The organism is Embleya australiensis, from assembly GCF_051903075.1.
GTDB lineage: Bacteria > Actinomycetota > Actinomycetes > Streptomycetales > Streptomycetaceae > Embleya.
On sequence record NZ_CP182422.1, the window covers coordinates 6,400,158 to 6,417,587 of the forward strand.

Consider the following 17,430-nt stretch of genomic DNA (forward strand, 5'->3'; position numbering starts at 1 on the left):
CCTCGGTGTGAGAGAAAACCGCAGGTCAGTGCGGGCGGGGGAGTGTTTGGGGTGCCTTGGGGCCCGGGTTTGGCCTCTGCTTGGCGCTTTCGGTCTCTTCGATGGCATCTATGGGGGTTGCGGCACCCGAAGCCGGCTCCGATCGGGTGCTTCCGGTCTCTGCTCCGGCGTTGGGGGGCGCAGCACACGAAACCGGCACTCGGCGCCCGACCGTTCACCCCGGCTACGCAAAACCGCAGGTCACCGAAGCTCGAGGCCCACCAACCACCCGCCGAGATCCGGTTCCGGACCCCAACCCTCCTTCCAAACGCCCCCGAAATGCCGACCCACTCGGGAACGCTCCCCGGCAGACCCGACCCGAGCGCTCTCCCGCTCCCCGCTGCCAGCCGGTTTTCGCCGAGCAATGCATTCGTCTCGCCGGAGGCCCCGAGTCTTGGAGCCCCGCACGCCGGCGGCGGCTCATCGTCGACTCGGGCCGGCCCCGGACCGGCTACCCGGGACCAAAGGTGCGACGCGCGTTGGGAACGCCCGGCCCACTCCTGAACGGTCCTTGGCAGACTCGACTCGACTCGACTCGACCACCTCCGTGCCCTCGTTGCCGGCCGGGTTTCGCCGAGCAATGCACTCGTCTCGCCGGAGGCCCCGGGTCTTGGAGCCCCGCACGCCGGCGGCGGGTCATCATCGACTCGGGCAGGCCCCGGAGCGGCATTCTGGCCGGCCGGTGGGTTTTCGTGGGTGGTTGCTGTGAGGGGGCGGGGTCGGGGGTGGGGGTTAGGGTCGTTGGGTGGATGCCGATCTTTTTACTGCTGCCGCCGAGGCGCGGCAGGCCAAGGACCCCTCGCTTGCGCCGCTTGCCGTGCGGATGCGGCCGCGTGATCTGGACGAGGTGGTCGGGCAGCGGCACCTGTTGGGTGAAGGGTCGCCGTTGCGTCGGCTGGTGGCGTCGGAGAGTCGGGTCACCGCGCCGAGTTCGGTGATTTTGTGGGGGCCGCCCGGTACCGGCAAGACCACGCTCGCCTATGTGGTCAGCCATGTCACCCGTCAGCGGTTCGTGGAACTGTCCGCGATCACGGCGGGCGTCAAGGAAGTGCGCGCGGTGATCGAGGACGCGCGTCGGCACGCCGGCTCCCAGGGGCGGGACACGGTGCTGTTCCTCGACGAGATCCACCGCTTCTCCAAGGCCCAGCAGGATTCGTTGCTGCCGGCCGTGGAGAACCGATGGGTGACGCTGATCGCGGCGACCACCGAGAACCCGTACTTCTCGATCATCAGCCCGCTGCTGTCCCGGTCGCTCCTGCTGACCCTGGAGTCGTTGACCGACGACGACCTGCGCGAGGTGGTGCAGCGCGCGCTCACCGACGAACGAGGCCTGGCCGGGACGCTCACCCTCGACTCGGACGCCGAGGAGCACCTGCTGCGGATCGCGGGCGGTGACGCGCGGCGTGTCCTGACCGCGTTGGAGGCGGGGGCGGGGTCGGCCGCCGACAAGGGCGAGGAATCGATCACCCTGGCCACGCTGGAGAGCGCGGTGGACCGGGCGGCGGTGCGGTACGACCGGGACGGGGATCAGCACTACGACGTGGCGAGCGCGCTGATCAAGTCGATCCGGGGCTCGGACGTGGACGCGGCGCTGCACTACCTCGCGCGGATGGTGGAGGCGGGGGAGGACCCGCGCTTCATCGCCCGGCGGTTGATGATCTCGGCGAGCGAGGACATCGGGATGGCCGATCCGACCGCGATCCAGGTCGCGGTGGCCGCCGCGCAGGCGGTTGCGCTGATCGGCTTTCCCGAGGCGCGGATCACGCTGTCCCAGGCGGTCATCCACCTTGCCCTCGCACCCAAGTCGAACGCGGCCTACCTGGCGATCGACGCCGCGCTCGCCGACGTCCGGAAGGGACTCGCCGGGCCCGTCCCGCCGCACCTGCGGGACGGGCACTACAAGGGCGCCGCCAAACTCGGCCACGCGCAGGGCTACCTCTACCCGCACGACGACCCCGACGGCGTGGCGGCGCAGCAATACGCGCCCGACGCCATCCACGGCCGCACCTACTACGAGCCCACCCGCCACGGCGCCGAGGCCCGCTACGCCGACATCACCACGTGGCTCCGCACCCGCCTGAACACGCCGACCCCGCCGAAGTCCTGACCGACGCGAGGACCCGACCCCACGCCGCGCCCCCTCGGCGCGGCGGGAGGGGCCCGCGTCCGCCCTGACAGAGGTGAAGGCGCCCCCACTCGGGGCGGCGGGCCTCCGCACTCGCCCCCGCGCCGCGCCTGCCCCGCGCCGCGCTCGCCCCCGCGCCGCGCCTGCCCCGCGCCGCGCTCGCCCCCGCGCCGCGCCTGCCCCGCGCCGCGCTCGCCCCCGCGCCGCGCCTGCCCCGCGCCGCGCTCGCCCCCGCGCCGCGCCTGCCCCGCGCCGCGCTCGCCCCCGCGCCGCGCCTGCCCCGCGCCGCGCTCGCTCCGCGCCGCGCCTGCCCCGCGCCGCGCCTGCCCCGCGCCGCGCCCGCTCCGCGCCGCGTCCGCCCCGCCCCGCGTCCGCGTCCGCCCCGCCCCGCGTCCGCGTCCGCGACGGTGGGCGTGTGCCTTCGTGGGTGCCTTTGGACCGACTCGCGACCGCCCCATACGCGTGGGGCGATGCGCGTCGGGTGGTCGGTGTGGTGGAGGTGGTTGCGCGAGGTGATGACTCCGGGTGGGGCGTCCCGGATGGTGCGGATCTCGCGGAGAAGGCCCGTGCCGGCGCACGCGGTCCGCCCGGACTGCGGGCGGGCTGTCGTGGGACACCGGTGTGCGGCGGCCCGCTTCGGGTCTACGCGACCGCGCGTCGTGCTGGTCGCCTCGCGTTTGCCGCTTCGGTGGCCCCGTACCGGCGTCGGGACCTGCGTTCGGGACGGGCGTTCGGGCGGTGTGTGTGGGGTCCGTCTTGTGGGGGTCGGGTCGGGCTTCAGGGGGATGGATCGGGGGGTGCGAAGGGCTACCCGTGGGGGACGTCCGTGCTGGTGGGGGCGGGTGAGGATGAGCGGGATTCCGCTGTTCGTGCTCGGTCCTCCTGGAGTTGCCCGTGTTTCGTTTCGCGCTGCGCAATGTCGTTGCACACCGGACCAGATTGGCGATGACCGCCGTCGCGGTGTTGCTCGGTGTGGCGTTCGTCGTGGGCACGCTCGTTCTGTCGGACACCCTGGGGCGGGCGTTCAAGAACACCGCCTCCAAGAGCTTCGCGGACGTGTCCGTCGCCGTCCTGGACGACAACGTCGACCGCACCGGCTCGCGCGCGCACGGTCGGCCCGAGCCCACGCTCACCGACGACACCCTCGCCCGGCTGCGCGCGCTGCCCGGTGTCGCGCGGGCGCGTGGTGTGCTGGAGGGGTTCACCGGCGTGGTGGACCGGGACGGTGACCTGCTCGGGTCGGGGTGGACGACGATCGGGACGAACTTCGTGCCGCTCGGCGACGGCACCGATCCCCGCTTTCCGATGCGGTCCGGGCGCGGACCGGCCGCCGCCGCCGAGATCGCGCTCGACGTGCGGACCGCGGACAAGGGCGGCTTCCGGGTCGGCGACACCGTGCGCGTCGCGCTCGGCGGGCCGATGATCGCGGCCCGGCTGACCGGGGTGTTCACGACCGACGATCCGCGCGTGTCGTCGGGTGGTTCGCTCGTGTTGTTCGAGACCGCGACCGCACAGCGGCTGCTGCTCGAGCCGGGGCGCTACGCCGAGATCGACTTGGTCCCGGTCCCCGGTACGAGCGAGGCGGCATTGCGCGCCGCGGCCCGGCGGGTGGTGCCGGACGCGGACAATCTGCGGGTCGCCTCCGGACGTACGCTCGCGCGCGAGCAGGTGGACATGATCGAGGCCGGCACCCGGCAGATGACGATCGCGTTGCTCGCGTTCGCTGGCATCGCGCTGTTCGTCGCGACCTTCATCATCGCCAACACCTTCACCATGCTGGTCGCCCAACGTACCCGCGAACTGGCCCTGTTGCGCTCGGTCGGCGCCCGCAGCGGACAGGTCACCCGGATCGTGCTGTTCGAGGCCGCGGCCGTCGCCGTGATCGCCTCCCTGCTCGGCTTCGCCACCGGCATCGCGCTCGCCGGTGCGCTCCGGGCGCTACTGGAGCGGTTCGGCGCACACCTGCCCGCCGGCCCGCTGATCGTGGAGGGCCATACGATCGCGGTCGCGTTGCTCGTCGGCGGTGCGGTCACCCTCCTCGCCGCGTGGTTGCCCGCTCGGCGGGCGTCCCGGATCCCCCCGGTCGCCGCGCTGAACGCGGTAGAGCGACCGGCCGGCCGCGGCGGACTGCGCGGCCGCGGTGCGTTGGGGGCGCTGGTGACGGCGGTCGGTGCGGCGCTCACCGTGTACGGGCGTTCGGCGGCCGGCGACAGCGGCCGGATCCCGGTCGCGCTCGGTGCGTTCCTGCTGTTGATCGGCGTCCTCGTACTCACCCCGTCGCTGGCCCGCCCCGCCATCGCCGTGGGCGCGCCGCTGCTGGATCGTGTGTTCGGCGTGGCCGGTCGGCTGGCCCGGCGCAACGCGGTACGCAATCCCCGACGTACCGCCGCCACCGCGTCCGCGCTGACCATCGGCCTGTCCCTGATCGCGGGCCTGACCATGCTCGGCGCGTCGATCCGGCAGGCCGTCGAGGAACGGGCGATCGCCGAGATCGCGGCGGACTACCGGATCGGCACGGTCAACGGCGCCTCGCTCGACGCCGGCGTGCCGGCCGCCGTCGCCCGCGTGCCCGGGATCACCGCGATCTCGCCACTGATCCGGGACTCGGTGCTGCTGGACGGCCACGAGGCGGCGGTGATCGGAGTGGACCCCAAGGGCATCGAGCACCTGATCGACTTCGACGGCCTCGCCGCTCCGGAGGCCGGCAGTCGTACCGCCGCCGCCGACGCGCTGCGCCGCGGCGAGATCCTGATCAGCGCGGACACCGCGAAGCGGCGGGGATGGGGCGTCGGCTCGGTGATTCCGATCGGCTACCCCGACGGCGCCCGGGGCACCGTCAAGGTCGGCGGCATCCAGGGCGACCTCGAACAGTTGACGAAGGTGACGGTGCCGGCCGCGCTGCTGGAGCGGCACACGGTCGACCGCGACATCCGTTCGATCATGGTGCGCGTCGAGGGCGGCGGCAGCGCCGCGACCGCGCGGGCGATCGAGCGCGCGATCGGCGACAACCCGCTCGTGCAGGTGGAGGATCGTGCGGCCATCCGGAATTCCTTCAGCCGCACGGTCGACCTGCTGCTCAACATCATGTACGGGCTGCTGGCCATGGCGGTGCTGATCGCGGTGCTCGGGGTGATCAACACCCTCGCCATGTCGGTGTTCGAACGGCGCCGGGAGATCGGCATGTTGCGCGCGATCGGACTGGACCGCTCGCGGGTGCGCACGATGGTCCGGGTCGAGTCGACGGTCATCTCGGTGTTCGGCGCGGTGCTCGGTCTGCTGGTCGGGGCGTTCCTGGCCTGGGGGATCCTGGGCACGCTGCGCGACAAGTTGCCGAATCTGGTGCTGGTCGTGCCCTGGGCCGGCGTCGCCGGATTCCTCGCTCTGGGGGTCGTCGTGGGCGTCGTCGCAGCCGTCTGGCCGGCCCGCACCGCGGCCCGCACCGACATCCTGACCGCTATCGGTGCCGAATGACGGGGCCTGAAGCCAGGTCCTAGCTGCTCGCGCCGATCGCCCCGATGGCGGGGGCGCGGAGGCCGTCCGGGGCCGGCGTTTGCATGGCGCGGGCGATCTCGGGGTCCAGGCGGCCGGTGACCGCGCCCACCACGGTGCGGCGGATCAGTTCGGTCCAGGCCGGTGCGCGGCGCATCATCGCGTGGCCGTCGGGGAGTTCGAATCGGCAGACGCGGTCGGAGACCTCGCGCGCGGCCAGCGCGTAGCGCTGCGAGGCCTTCGGACTCGTGGTGTGGTCGGCCGTGCCGTGTACGACGACCAGGTCCCGGCCGCCGAGTTGTGCGTACGGTTCGTCGTCCTCGATCCAGGGCGCCAGCGCGCAGATCGTACGCACGCTCTCGTGGCCGGCCACCCGCAACGCGGTGCGGCCGCCCATCGAGTGGCCGACGAGGGTGACCTCGGCGTCGGGGTATCGGGTACGGATGCCGTCGAGGGCCCACCACGCGTCCTGGACCGGATCGCGATCGGGTTCGTTCCAGCCGCGCACCCGGTAGCGCAGCAGCCAGGTCTCGGCGCCTGCCGCGTGGGTCGCGCGGTGTATGGAGCGAGCTATCGGCACCATGCGTCGATAGGCCAGGTTGCGGGGGGAGGCGGGTTGCCGACCGTGCGCGCGGCCACCGGGCAGGACCAGGACGACCGCGCGCACGGGCGTGTCGCGCGGCGGCGACCAGCTGCGCAGCGCGGCGAACGGCCCGGTGGATGCGTGCGCGTCCGGCATGCGGAGCCCTCCATGCTGTCGGCGTGGCCCCGGCACCCAGGCCCACTCGCGTCGAAACGGGGCCTCCACGACCACAGCCCCAAAACCCGAACGCCCCCACCACCCGGGTCGTTCCCGCGGACACGGACACGGACACGGACACGGTCGCGGGCGCCCACGCCGACGCCGACACGGACACGGACACGGTCGCGGGCGCGGGCGCCCACGTCGACATAAACACGGGCGCGGGCGCCCACGTCGACGCGGACACGGTCGCGGGCGCCCATGCGGACGCCGACACGAGCGCCAAAGCCAACGCGGACACGGTCATAGGCGCCAATGCGGACGCCGACGCGCCACGACGCGGACGCGGACGCGGACGCAGACGCGCGCTACGACGCAGACACGAGCGCCGACGCGGTCACGGGCGCCGACGCCAACGCCAACGCGAATGCGGACGCCTGGTACGTGCTCACGTCCAGGTCCGCGCCGATGGGCATGCCCACGCCGACGCTTACGTCTGTGCCCGCGCCGACGTCCACGCTCCGCCAACGTCCACGCACGTGTACACGACTTGCCCCCGCCTCCGCCCCCGCTCTCCAGGAGCACGTCCCTGTTCACCCGAGCCCGGCCCGCATGGGCGCCCCCGCCCGCGAGTGCAATCGCGCGCACCACGCCTTCGGCCGCCCCCGCTCGCGACCAGGTCGACGCCTGCACCTGCGACCGTGCGCCTGCGCCCGCGACCGCGACCGCGCCCGTGATCGGGGCAGTGCCTGCGACCCTGCGCCCGCGCCCGTGATCGGGGCAGTGCCTGCGACCCTGCGCCCGCGCTCGCGAGCGGGGCAGCGCCTGCGACCGTGCGACCGCGCCCGTGATCGCACCCGTGATCGCGCCCGTGATCGGGGCAGCGCCTGCGACCCCGCGCCCGCGCCCGTGATCGGGACAGTGCCTGCGACCGTGCGACCGCGCCCGCGATCGGGGCAGCGCCTGCGACCGAGCGCCTGCACCTGCGACCGCGACCGGGATAGCGCCTGCGCCCCACCCCCTGCGACCGCGACCGAGTGCACGGGCCCTGTGGTCGCCGGCCGGTGACCCTGCGCCGAGCGCCTCGGAGCCTGCTACGTCGTCATGGCCGACACCCACCGTCGCCGAACCGGTCTAACCGCTCCCCGCGTCCGTCGAGATGCCTGACGGGCCCGCAGGGCCGCGCCTTCATATTGCCGGGGTTCACGTTGTGGCACCTGCGGCTGTGGCCCCGATTGCCTGAATCGCGCGGGCGCCGATGGGTGTCGCCGAGCCGGCCGCCCGCCCCCGGCCGCCCGCACCCCCGCCGCCTCCGTCGTTCAGAAGCCCCGGGTGCGCTTCGATGCCGGGCGCATTTCGCGGCCCGTGCGCGGCGGCGGGGAAGGCAGGACGAAGCGGGCCGCCTCGGAGCCGACGTTGACGCCCGCCGCGAGCGCCAGGGCCAGGGACGCCGCGTTCACCAGGCTGCGCCAGCCGCTGTCCGTGTGGCCGAGGGCCAGGCCGAGCATGCCCTGATACATCGCGCTGCCCGGCAACATCGGGCCGATCGCCGGGATCACGTACGGCAGCGCCGACGTCCCGCCCCACCGGGCGAGCAACTGCCCGAGCAGCCCCAGCAGCCCGGTGGCCACCGCCGTGGCCAGGACCGGCGCGGCGCCCGCCTCGCGCAGCACCTGGAACACCGCCCAGCCGACCGCGCCGCCTGCCGCCGCCATCGGCAGCAGCACCCGACGCACCTGGACCAGCACCGCGAAGGTCAGCGACACCCCGCCCGCCGCGAGGAGTTGCACGATGCGGGGATTGCCGTTGGGGTTGAACGTCCCCTCGACGGTGAACTTCACGCCCACCTGGTCGCCGATGTACAGCACGATCGAGATGCCCACGATGATGCCGACGATCAGGTAGAAGACCTCCAGCAACCGGGCCGCGGCGGTGATGTAGAAGCCGGTCAGCCCGTCCTGCACGGCCGCGACCAGGGCCCGCCCCGGCAGCAGCGCGAACAGGCCGCCGGTGACCACGGCGTACGGGTTGATCCCCGCGCCGAGTTTGATCATCACCACCGTGATCGCGGCGGCCGGCATCGAGGCGAGCACGAACTGGTAGAACTCCGGGACGCCGCGCTCGGCGAGCAGCTGCGCCAACCGCTCGCCGATCAGCGCCGCGACACAGGCCGCGACGGCCACGATCGGTCCACCGCCGACCATCACGCTCGCGAAGGCCGCGATCAGCCCCGCGGACAGCAGCAACAGCGGGCGCGGGTAGGGGTGTCGGTTGCGGCGGATGTCGGCGAGGCGGTGGTACGCCTCCTCCAGGGTCAACTCGGACCGGGTGATCGCCTCGACCAGCTGGTGTGCCTCGTCGAGCCGGGTGTAGTCGACGGCGCGGCGGCGCACCACCCGCTCGCCCGTGACCGGCGGTTCGACCAGCGAGGGCTGGTAGGACAGGGTGATCGCGACAAAGGTCACATTGGGCTGGCAGCGTTCCAGGCCGTACGCGTCGGTGATGCCGAGCATCGCCGCCTCGACGTCCTCCCCGCCCTCGCCGCTGGCCAGCAGCAACTCGCCGGTGCGCAGCGCGAGATCGAGTACGCGTGGGACCGAGGGGCCGGCCTCGGGCTTCTCCGGGGCGGGCACGATCGGGATGCTCGCGGTGTGCCCGCTGAACCGCAGCTGGGTGCGCAGCCGGTCCTGCCACGGGCTGGCGCCGGATCGCGGCGTCGCCGGCCGCTCCGGCTCCCAGGGTGCGCGAGGGCCCGGATGGGCGCGGCCGACCTCGTCCGCCGATCCCTCCGGTTCGTGTCGCGAGTGCTGCTCCGACACCCCGTGTCGTCCCTTCCGCCGTTCCCGCCGCGATCCGGCCCGCGCGCGGCGGCACCGTCGACCGGTCCGCCGTGGCGATCCGTCCGGGTGGATCGCCACCCGGTGCCGCGACCGGAAACGTTAGCCGGTTCCCGACCCGGGCCCGGGCCCGGCACAGTCGATCACGGAGGAGGAGACTGCCCGGCGGGCGCCGCATCATGCGAGGCCACGGCCGGGCGGTATCGGCGGACGAAGCCCGAGCCGAATCACCTCGTGCGAGACGCGTGAGCCGGACGACCGCCCCCCGCGCCCGCCCCGAAGCGGCCGAAAGCCTCAGCCCTCCCCGTGCACCCCATGCAGCAGCCGGCGCAGCGCACCCCCCAACTCCGTCGGGTCGGCCACCGGGTGCTCGAATTCGAAGCGCACGTCACAGGTGCGGTCCGGGCCGCCGGTGCGCAGCCGGATGCCGTGTCGGTCCAGCGACACCGGCGCCACCCGGTCCGCACAGGCCGGCGCGCCCGCCACGTTCGCCAACCGGCACAGGTCGTCGCCGTGCGCCGCGGCCAGGTGCTGGAGCAGTTCGGCCTCGTGTCCGGCCAGCGGGTCGGGCGCGGCGTCGGCGTAGTCGTCGGGTTCGACGTGTCCGGTGCCCCACAGGTCGTCGACCAGCACCTCGCCGACCTCCAGCCGCAGGACCGTTCCGGCGCGCTCGGACGCGGTGGGGTCGGGGGCCGCCTCGGCCAACAGCGCGGAGGCCCGTTCGGCGTCGGGGCCGGTGGGGATGCTCAGCCAGCCCGCGATCCAGCAGTGCGCGCGGACCCGGTGCGGCACGGCGACCGGCGCGACGTCGACCAGGTGCAGCACGGCGGCCACGTCGTCCCGGGACGTCAGTACCACCGCGGCGGTCTCGCTCGGGACGAGCAGCAGCAGCGAGCCGTCGGCCTCGACGGCCCGTGCGGCGGGGATCACATGCTCCTCCCGGTCGCCGGGCAGGTCCAGGGTGGCCGACCCGGCGTGGGCGGCCAGGGTGCGGGCCCGCTCCGCGGTGCGCGGCCGCCGGGAAGAGACATCGGTGCGCCCGGCGTTGGCCTCGGTGGGAACAGACATGGCGTCCTCCAGGTGTGGCGCTCAGGTACGGCGCTCGTTTGCGACCCCCGAGTGGGCTACCGGCCGCGTCTTCGTTAAGGTTAGGCTTACCTAAGTACCCCGATCTTGGCAAGACGGCCCGACCGGCGGCCCACCACCCCGGCCCGGCGCCTCGACCCGGGACCGGACCGGCCACACCCGCATCGCCCCGACCACCCGAACCGCCCGAACGGCCCCGCACGGAGGACCCGACCTTGACCAACCAGACGCGCCCCAAGATCCGCCGCAGCCGCGCGCTCGGAGTGGCGCTCACCCCCAAGGCCGCCAAGTACCTGGAGAACCGGCCCTACCCGCCCGGCGAGCACGGCCGCGGTCGCAAGCAGACCTCCGACTACAAGACCCGGCTGGTGGAGAAGCAGCGCCTGCGCTTCCAGTACGACATCTCCGAGGTCCAGATGCGGGCCGCGTTCGACCGCGCCAACAAGCACGCCGGCAAGACCGGCGACGAGCTGGTGGTCGACCTCGAGCGACGCCTGGACGCCTTCGTGCTCCGGGCCGGCTTCGCGCGCACCGTCTACCAGGCGCGGCAGATGGTCACCCACGGCCACATCGAGGTCAACGGCGGCAAGGTGGACAAGCCCTCCTACCGCCTCAAGCCCGACGACGTGGTCGCCGTGCGCGAGCGCAGCCGCGCCAAGCCGCTGTTCCAGGTGGTCCAGGCCGGCGGTTTCGCCGCCGCCGAGACCCCGCGCTACATCGAGGCCCGCCTCGACAAGCTGATGGCCCGCCTCGACCGCCTCCCGCAGCGCCGCGAGGTCCCGGTGATCTGCGACGAGCAGTTGGTCGTGGAGTACTACTCTCGCTGATCGACGACGTCGACAAACCGACACCGAAGGTCGATCCCCACACGACGCCGGGTCGCGACACACGCCACGCCCACCGCGCGGGTTTCCTCGGACGAGGGGACCCGCGCGGTCGCGGTAGGGTCGGGTTTTCCGAGGTGGGCGACGCGTATCCGCCGCCTCGACTGATCCCACTCATCAAGGAGCGCATGACGGTGTCGGGTGGCGAAGTCGCGCTGATGATCATCGCCGTTTTCTGGGCGATCCTGGTCGCCTTTCTCGCGGTGGCTCTGGTGAAGCTGGCGAAGGTGCTCAAGGAGGCCACGACCCTGGTCGCAGGGGTGGCGGACCGGGCGGTCCCGCTGCTCGACGAGGTCACCGAGACGGTCCGGGCGACCAACGCCCAGATGGGCCGCGTCGACCAGATCGCGGGCAACGTGCAGACCATGACCACGAACGCCACCGCGCTGTCCTCCACGGTCGCCGCCACGCTCGGCGGGCCACTCGTGAAGACCGCCGCGTTCAGCTACGGTGTGCGCCGCGCGCTGTCCGCGCAGCAGCGCGCCGAGCTCAGCCGCCGGGTGCGTACCGCGGCGAAGGCGCAGAAGGTCGCGCGACAGCGCAGCATGCGCGGGAGGGGCTGACCGATGGCGAGACTGTTCTGGATCGCGGTCGGCGCCGGCGCCGGCGTCTGGGCCGCGCGCAAGGTCAAGGACAAGGCGTACAAGTACACGCCCGAGGGCGTCGCCGACAATGTCACAGGCATCGGCGAGGCGATCAAGTACTTCGCGGACGAGGTCCGCGCGGGCATGGCGGAGCGCGAGCAGGAGTTGTACCGGGCGATCGGCGCCGACGTCGCCGCCGCGGCCCTGCCGCCCGCCCCGAGCCGGCGGATACTGCCCGGGGCGCGCGAGCCGCACGAGCACCGGCACGACGGGCGGGACCACTACGACCCGCGCGAGCTGTACGAAGGCAAGGCACGGTACGACCGAAGGGACGGCACCTGATGGAGTCGGCAGAGATCCGCAAGCGCTGGCTGCGCTTTTTCGAAGAACGCGGACACACCGTCGTCCCGTCGGCGTCGCTGGTCGCGGACGACCCCACGCTGCTCCTGGTGAACGCCGGCATGGTGCCGTTCAAGCCCTACTTCCTGGGTGAGGTCAAGCCGAGCTTCAAGCGGGCCACCAGCGTGCAGAAGTGTGTGCGCACGCTGGACATCGAGGAGGTCGGCAAGACCACCCGGCACGGCTCGTTCTTCCAGATGTGCGGCAACTTCTCGTTCGGCGACTACTTCAAGGAGGGCGCGATCGCGCTCGCCTGGGAGTTGCTGACCAACTCGGTCGCCGACGGCGGCTACGGGCTCGACCCCGAGAAGTTGTGGATCACCGTCTACCTCGACGACGACGAGGCCGAACGCATCTGGCGCGACGTCATCGGCGTGCCCCCCGAGCGCATTCAACGCCTGGGCAAGTCGGAGAACTTCTGGTCGATGGGCGTGCCGGGACCGTGCGGCCCGTGCTCGGAGATCAACTACGACCGCGGCCCCGCGTACGGCGAGGAGGGCGGCCCGGCGGTCAACGGCGAGCGCTACCTGGAGATCTGGAACCTGGTCTTCATGCAGTTCGAGCGCGGCGCCGGGACCGGCAAGGACGACTACCCGATCCTGGGCGACCTGCCCGCGAAGAACATCGACACCGGGCTCGGCCTGGAGCGCCTGGCGTGCATCCTCCAGGGCGTCGACAACCTGTACGAGATCGACACCTCGCGGATGATCCTGGACCGCGCCGCCGAACTCACCGGCAAGGTCTACGGGCAGGACCACACCACCGACGTGTCGCTGCGTGTGGTGGCCGACCACGTGCGCACCGCCGTGATGCTGATCGGCGACGGCGTGGTGCCGGGCAACGAGGGCCGCGGCTACGTGCTGCGCCGGATGATGCGCCGGGCGATCCGCAACATGCGGCTGATGGGCGCCGAGGGCGCGACGCTGCACGACCTGGTCGAGACCACGATCAAGGCGATGGGTCCGCAGTACCCGAACCTGGTCGAGGACGCCGAGCGCATCGACGCGGTCTCGGTGGCGGAGGAGAAGCGCTTTTTGGCCCGGCTCCAGGAGGGCACCGCGCTGCTCGACGAGTCGATCGTCAAGGCGAAGAGCGCCGGCTCGCGCGTGCTCCCCGGCGAGGTGGCGTTCCTGCTGCACGACACCGAAGGCTTCCCGATCGACCTGACTCTGGAGATCGCCGCCGAACAGGGCCTGGCGGTCGACGAGGACGGCTTCCGCCGGCTGATGAACGAGCAGCGCCAGCGGGCCAAGAAGGACGCGCAGGCGCGCAAGCAGGGCCTCGCCGACCTGTCCGTGTACCGCGAGGTCGCGGACTCGGCGGGCGGCACCGTGTTCACCGGCTACCTGGACACCGCCAACGAGGTGACCGTGGTCGGCCTGCTCGTCGACGGCGTGCCCGCGCCCGCCGCGCAGGAGGGCGACGAGGTCGAGGTCGTGCTCGACCACACCCCCTTCTACGCCGAGGGCGGCGGCCAGCTCGCCGACACCGGCCGCATCCGGCTCGAGACCGGCGCCGTGGTCGAGGTCCGCGACGTACAGACCCCCGTCGCCGGTGTCACCGTGCACCGCGGCCGGGTCCAGGTCGGCGAGGTCGTGGTCGGCGCCAAGGCGCTGGCGCAGATCGACACCGACCGGCGCAACGCCATCGCCCGCGCGCACAGCGCCACGCACCTGACCCACCAGGCGCTGCGCGACGCGCTCGGCCCCACCGCGGCGCAGGCCGGCTCGGAGAACGCGCCGGGCCGCTTCCGCTTCGACTTCGGCGCGCCGGGCGCGGTGCCGGGCAGCGTGCTCACCGACGTCGAGCAGAAGATCAACGAGGTGCTCGCGCGCAACCTCGACGTCACCGCCGAGGTGATGTCGATGGACGAGGCGAAGAAGCAGGGCGCCGTGATGATGTTCGGCGAGAAGTACGGCGACCGGGTCCGCGTGGTCACCATGGGGGACTACTCCAAGGAGCTGTGCGGCGGCACACACGTGCACAACACCGCGCAGCTGGGCTTGGTCAAGCTGCTCGGCGAGTCCTCGATCGGCGCCGGTGTGCGTCGGGTCGAGGCGCTGGTGGGCGCCGATGCGTACAAGTTCCTGGCGCGCGAGCACACCATCGTCAACCAGCTCACCGACGTGGTGAAGGGCCGGCCGGAGGAGCTGCCCGAGCGGGTCGCCTCGATCATGGCCAAGCTGCGCGACGCGGAGAAGGAGATCGCCGCGCTGCGCGGTGCCCAAGTGCTCCAGGCCGCCGCCGGTCTGGTCGACGGCGCGCAGGACGTGCACGGCGTGGCGCTGGCCGTCGGCCGGCTGCCCGACGGCACCACGCCCGACGACCTGCGCAAGCTGGCGCTGGATGTACGCGGCCGGCTCGCGACCCGCCCGGCCGCGGTCGCGGTCGTGTCGGTCGTGAACGGCAAGCCGATGGTCGTGGTCGCCGCCAACGACGGCGCGCGCGAGCGCGGCGTCAAGGCCGGCGAGCTGGTTCGTGTCGCGGCGCAGACCCTCGGCGGAGGCGGCGGCGGCAAGGACGACGTGGCCCAGGGCGGCGGTTCGGACCCGACGAAGGTGGCCGACGCGCTGGCCGCGGTCACCCGGACAGTCGCCGAACGTACATCCTGAGTCGTCCCCTACCCTCGTTCCCCCGGTGGGTGTGGAAGTCTGGAACCGGACTCCCGCACCCCCGGGGGACTTGCATGCCGGGGCGTCATGCCCGAATAGTCAGTGACGCAGAGTCTGTGACGGAGAGCCGACCTTGAGACGCGGAGTACGAATTGCGGTCGACGTGGGAGACGTTCGCATCGGCGTCGCGGCCAGCGACCCGCACGGACTGATCGCCACCCCGGTGGAGACCGTGCCCGCCGGGCGGCGCGACGTGGCCCGGGTCCTGGAGATCGTCGCCGAGTACGAGGCGATCGAGGTCGTGGTCGGGCTGCCGCGTTCGCTCTCCGGCAAGGAGGGCGCGGCCGCGGCCAAGGCACGGCTGTTCGCCGGCCGGCTCGTGGCCGGGCTCGACCCGGCGATCGAGGTGCGCATGGTCGACGAGCGACTGACCACCGTCACCGCGACCCGAGGGCTCCAGGCCTCCGGCGTCAAGGCGAAGAAGGCCCGCGGGGTCGTCGACCAGGCGGCCGCGATCGTGATCCTGCAAAACGCGCTCGACACCGAGCGAGGTTCCGGACGTCCTCCGGGCCAGGCCGTGCCTCCCGCTCCGGCCGGGTCCGTCTCCGACTCTGAAAGGCCCATGGCATGAGCGATCTCGGACTGCGCATGGAGTCGGAGCCGCGCAGTCGGCGACGGGGCAAGGACGACGGTTCGCGCGGCGGGCGGCGCGGCGGTCGGGGCCGCAAGAAGAAGAACCGCAGCGGTTGTGCGGTCTCCCTGGCCCTCGTGGTCGTGCTCGCCATCCTCGGCGGCGGCGGTTACTGGGCCTACGGTTTCCTGAAGGACCGTTTCGGCCCTCCGCCGGACTACAGCGGCAACGGTTCCGGTTCGCTCGTGGTCGAGATCAAGCCGGGGTGGGCCACCCCGCAGATGGCCAACGAACTCAAGCGGGTCGGGGTCACCAAGAGCGTCGAGGCGTTCACCAAGGTCGCCCGGGAGGACAAGGACCAGCGCGCGTCCAAGATCCAGCCCGGCGCGTACACGATGGCCAAGCACATGTCCGCGAAGTCGGCCTTCGAGATCCTGGTGAACCCGAAGAACAAGCAGGACTTCATCCTGCGGCCCGGCATGCGCTCCGCACAGGTCTTCGAGTCCCTGGCGAAGACGCTCAAGGTGCCGAAGGAGAAGGTCGAGGCGGCTGCGAAGGATCCCTCGCTCGGACTGCCGGACTACGCCGGCGGCAACATCGAGGGCTTCCTGTTCCCCGCCTCCTACATCGCCGCGCCCGGGATGGACCCGCTGGTGGTGCTCAAGGACATGGTGGCTCGGGCGGTGAAGGAGTACGACAAGGAAGGTCTGGCCGCGAAGGCGCAGGCGATGGGCAAGAAGCCGTACGACGTGATCATCATCGCCAGCCTGGTCGAGGCCGAGGGCAAGACGACCGATGACAAGGGCAAGGTCGCCCAGGTGATCTACAACCGGCTCGGCAAGAACATGTCGCTGGGTCTGGACTCGACGGTCAACTACTACCTCGGCAAGAGCAACATCCAGCTCACCAACAAGGAACTCACCGACGCGAGCAACCCCTACAACACGCGGGTGAAGAAGGGTCTGCCGCCCGGGCCGATCGGCAGCCCGAGCAAAGCCGCGATCGACGCGGCGCTGGCGCCGCCGGCGGGCAAGTACCTCTACTTCGTCACCGTCGACCCGATCGTGGGCACCACCAAGTTCACCGACAAGGACTCCGAGTTCCAGGACTTCAAGGCCGAGCTGGCGAAGTGGATCAAGGAACATCCGACCTCGTGACGCCCTCGACCCCACCCCTGCCCCCGCGCCGCGCCGCCGTGCTCGGTTCGCCGATCCGGCACTCGTTGTCCCCGGTCCTGCATCGGGCCGCGTACGCCGAACTGGGTCTGACCCACTGGTCCTACGGCGCGTTCGAGATCGACGAGGCGGCCCTGCCGGGCTTCGTCGCCGAGTTGGACGCGTCGTGGGCCGGGCTCTCGCTGACCATGCCGCTCAAGCGGGCGATCCGGCCGCTGCTCGACGAGATCGGCGCGGTCGCGCGGGACGTGGACGCGGTGAACACCGTGGTGTGCACCGCCGACGGCCGCCGGGTGGGCGAGAACACCGATGTGCCGGGCCTGGTCGCGGCGTTGCGCGAGCGCGGCGTGGAGCGTGTCGGGTCGGCGGCGGTGCTGGGCGCAGGTGCCACCGCGGCCTCGGCGCTTGCCGCGTTGCGGGAGGTCACGGACGGGCCGGTGCGGGTGTACGTGCGGGGCGCGGAGCGGGAGCGCGAGATGTACGCGGCCGGCGAACGGCTCGGCGTCGCGGTGACCGTGCGCCCATGGACGGAGGCCGCCGAGGCGCTGGCCGCGCCGCTGGTGGTGGCGACGACGCCCAAGGGCGCGGTCGACCATCTCGCGATCGAGGTGCCGGCCGATCCCGGCGTGCTCTTCGACGTGCTCTACGACCCGTGGCCCACCGCGCTCGCGGGCGCGTGGGGACACGCGGGCGGCACGGTGGTGGGCGGTCTGGACCTGCTCGTACACCAGGCGGTCCTCCAGGTCGAACTGATGACGGGCCACCCGGGCCCCCTCACCGCGATGCGCACAGCCGGCGAGGCGGCCCTGGCGGGCCGGGGCTGACGG

At 72.6% G+C, this 17,430-nt stretch carries 12 protein-coding genes; 9 read left to right on the forward strand and 3 right to left on the reverse strand.

Annotated elements, in window-relative coordinates; translation table 11 throughout:
- Positions 1–784 precede the first annotated feature (784 nt).
- Both ACMXN5_RS27480 and ACMXN5_RS27485 read left to right on the forward strand, forming a co-directional pair.
- On the forward strand, positions 785–2,146 hold the full coding sequence (locus ACMXN5_RS27480) for a replication-associated recombination protein A (protein ID WP_380010239.1): 1,362 nt from the start codon (positions 785–787) through the stop codon (positions 2,144–2,146).
- Between the two features lie 963 nt (positions 2,147–3,109).
- The gene (locus ACMXN5_RS27485; protein WP_439677469.1) at positions 3,110–5,635 is read left to right on the forward strand and encodes an ABC transporter permease; all 2,526 of its coding nucleotides are present in this window, start codon (positions 3,110–3,112) and stop codon (positions 5,633–5,635) included.
- Positions 5,636–5,654: 19 nt separating this feature from the next.
- Here the strand turns inward: ACMXN5_RS27485 and ACMXN5_RS27490 are convergent, their stop codons facing one another.
- The 3 genes from ACMXN5_RS27490 to ACMXN5_RS27500 form a co-directional block, all read right to left on the reverse strand.
- Positions 5,655–6,392: an alpha/beta hydrolase gene (locus ACMXN5_RS27490; RefSeq protein ID WP_439677470.1), complete on the reverse strand. Its 738-nt coding sequence runs from the start codon at positions 6,390–6,392 to the stop codon at positions 5,655–5,657.
- A gap of 1,322 nt (positions 6,393–7,714) precedes the next feature.
- On the reverse strand, positions 7,715–9,214 hold the full coding sequence (locus tag ACMXN5_RS27495; RefSeq protein WP_439677471.1) for a threonine/serine ThrE exporter family protein: 1,500 nt from the start codon (positions 9,212–9,214) through the stop codon (positions 7,715–7,717).
- Positions 9,215–9,526: 312 nt separating this feature from the next.
- Entirely contained in the window at positions 9,527–10,300 is a 774-nt protein-coding gene (locus tag ACMXN5_RS27500) for a DUF2470 domain-containing protein (RefSeq protein ID WP_439677472.1), read from the reverse strand.
- 233 nt (positions 10,301–10,533) lie between these two features.
- Here ACMXN5_RS27500 and rpsD point away from each other — a divergent pair, with 233 nt between their 5' ends.
- The 7 genes from rpsD (at position 10,534) to ACMXN5_RS27535 (ending at position 17,427) form a co-directional block, all read left to right on the forward strand.
- Complete coding sequence (gene rpsD, locus ACMXN5_RS27505) at positions 10,534–11,145, forward strand: 30S ribosomal protein S4 (RefSeq protein WP_439677473.1); 612 nt, start codon at positions 10,534–10,536, stop codon at positions 11,143–11,145.
- Between the two features lie 185 nt (positions 11,146–11,330).
- Positions 11,331–11,765 (forward strand): DUF948 domain-containing protein, encoded by a 435-nt coding sequence (locus ACMXN5_RS27510; protein WP_126643356.1) that lies wholly within the window; start codon positions 11,331–11,333, stop codon positions 11,763–11,765.
- 3 nt (positions 11,766–11,768) lie between these two features.
- Entirely contained in the window at positions 11,769–12,128 is a 360-nt protein-coding gene (locus ACMXN5_RS27515; protein WP_395790972.1) for a DUF6167 family protein, read from the forward strand.
- Positions 12,128–14,797 carry an alanine--tRNA ligase gene (gene alaS, locus ACMXN5_RS27520; protein WP_395790970.1) on the forward strand — a complete coding sequence of 890 codons (2,670 nt, stop codon included), beginning with the start codon at positions 12,128–12,130 and terminating at the stop codon, positions 14,795–14,797. Before ACMXN5_RS27515 ends, alaS begins: the two co-directional genes overlap by 1 nt.
- Before the next feature lie 133 nt (positions 14,798–14,930).
- Positions 14,931–15,428, forward strand: coding sequence for a Holliday junction resolvase RuvX (ruvX, locus tag ACMXN5_RS27525; protein ID WP_439677474.1), 498 nt, complete (start codon positions 14,931–14,933; stop codon positions 15,426–15,428).
- Positions 15,425–16,585 (forward strand): endolytic transglycosylase MltG, encoded by a 1,161-nt coding sequence (mltG, locus tag ACMXN5_RS27530; RefSeq protein ID WP_439677475.1) that lies wholly within the window; start codon positions 15,425–15,427, stop codon positions 16,583–16,585. Before ruvX ends, mltG begins: the two co-directional genes overlap by 4 nt.
- Complete coding sequence (locus ACMXN5_RS27535; RefSeq protein WP_439677476.1) at positions 16,582–17,427, forward strand: shikimate dehydrogenase; 846 nt, start codon at positions 16,582–16,584, stop codon at positions 17,425–17,427. Before mltG ends, ACMXN5_RS27535 begins: the two co-directional genes overlap by 4 nt.
- The last annotated feature ends 3 nt before the right edge of the window (positions 17,428–17,430 follow it).

Coding starts and splice junctions, on each gene's coding strand:
- ACMXN5_RS27485 (WP_439677469.1), top strand. CDS start 3,110: ATGACCGCCGTCGCGGTGTTGCTCGGTGTGGCGTTCGTCGTGGGCACG.
- ACMXN5_RS27490 (WP_439677470.1), bottom strand. CDS start 6,392: ATGCCGGACGCGCACGCATCCACCGGGCCGTTCGCCGCGCTGCGCAGC.
- ACMXN5_RS27500 (WP_439677472.1), bottom strand. CDS start 10,300: ATGTCTGTTCCCACCGAGGCCAACGCCGGGCGCACCGATGTCTCTTCC.
- ACMXN5_RS27510 (WP_126643356.1), top strand. CDS start 11,331: ATGACGGTGTCGGGTGGCGAAGTCGCGCTGATGATCATCGCCGTTTTC.
- ACMXN5_RS27515 (WP_395790972.1), top strand. CDS start 11,769: ATGGCGAGACTGTTCTGGATCGCGGTCGGCGCCGGCGCCGGCGTCTGG.
- alaS (WP_395790970.1), top strand. CDS start 12,128: ATGGAGTCGGCAGAGATCCGCAAGCGCTGGCTGCGCTTTTTCGAAGAA.
- mltG (WP_439677475.1), top strand. CDS start 15,425: ATGAGCGATCTCGGACTGCGCATGGAGTCGGAGCCGCGCAGTCGGCGA.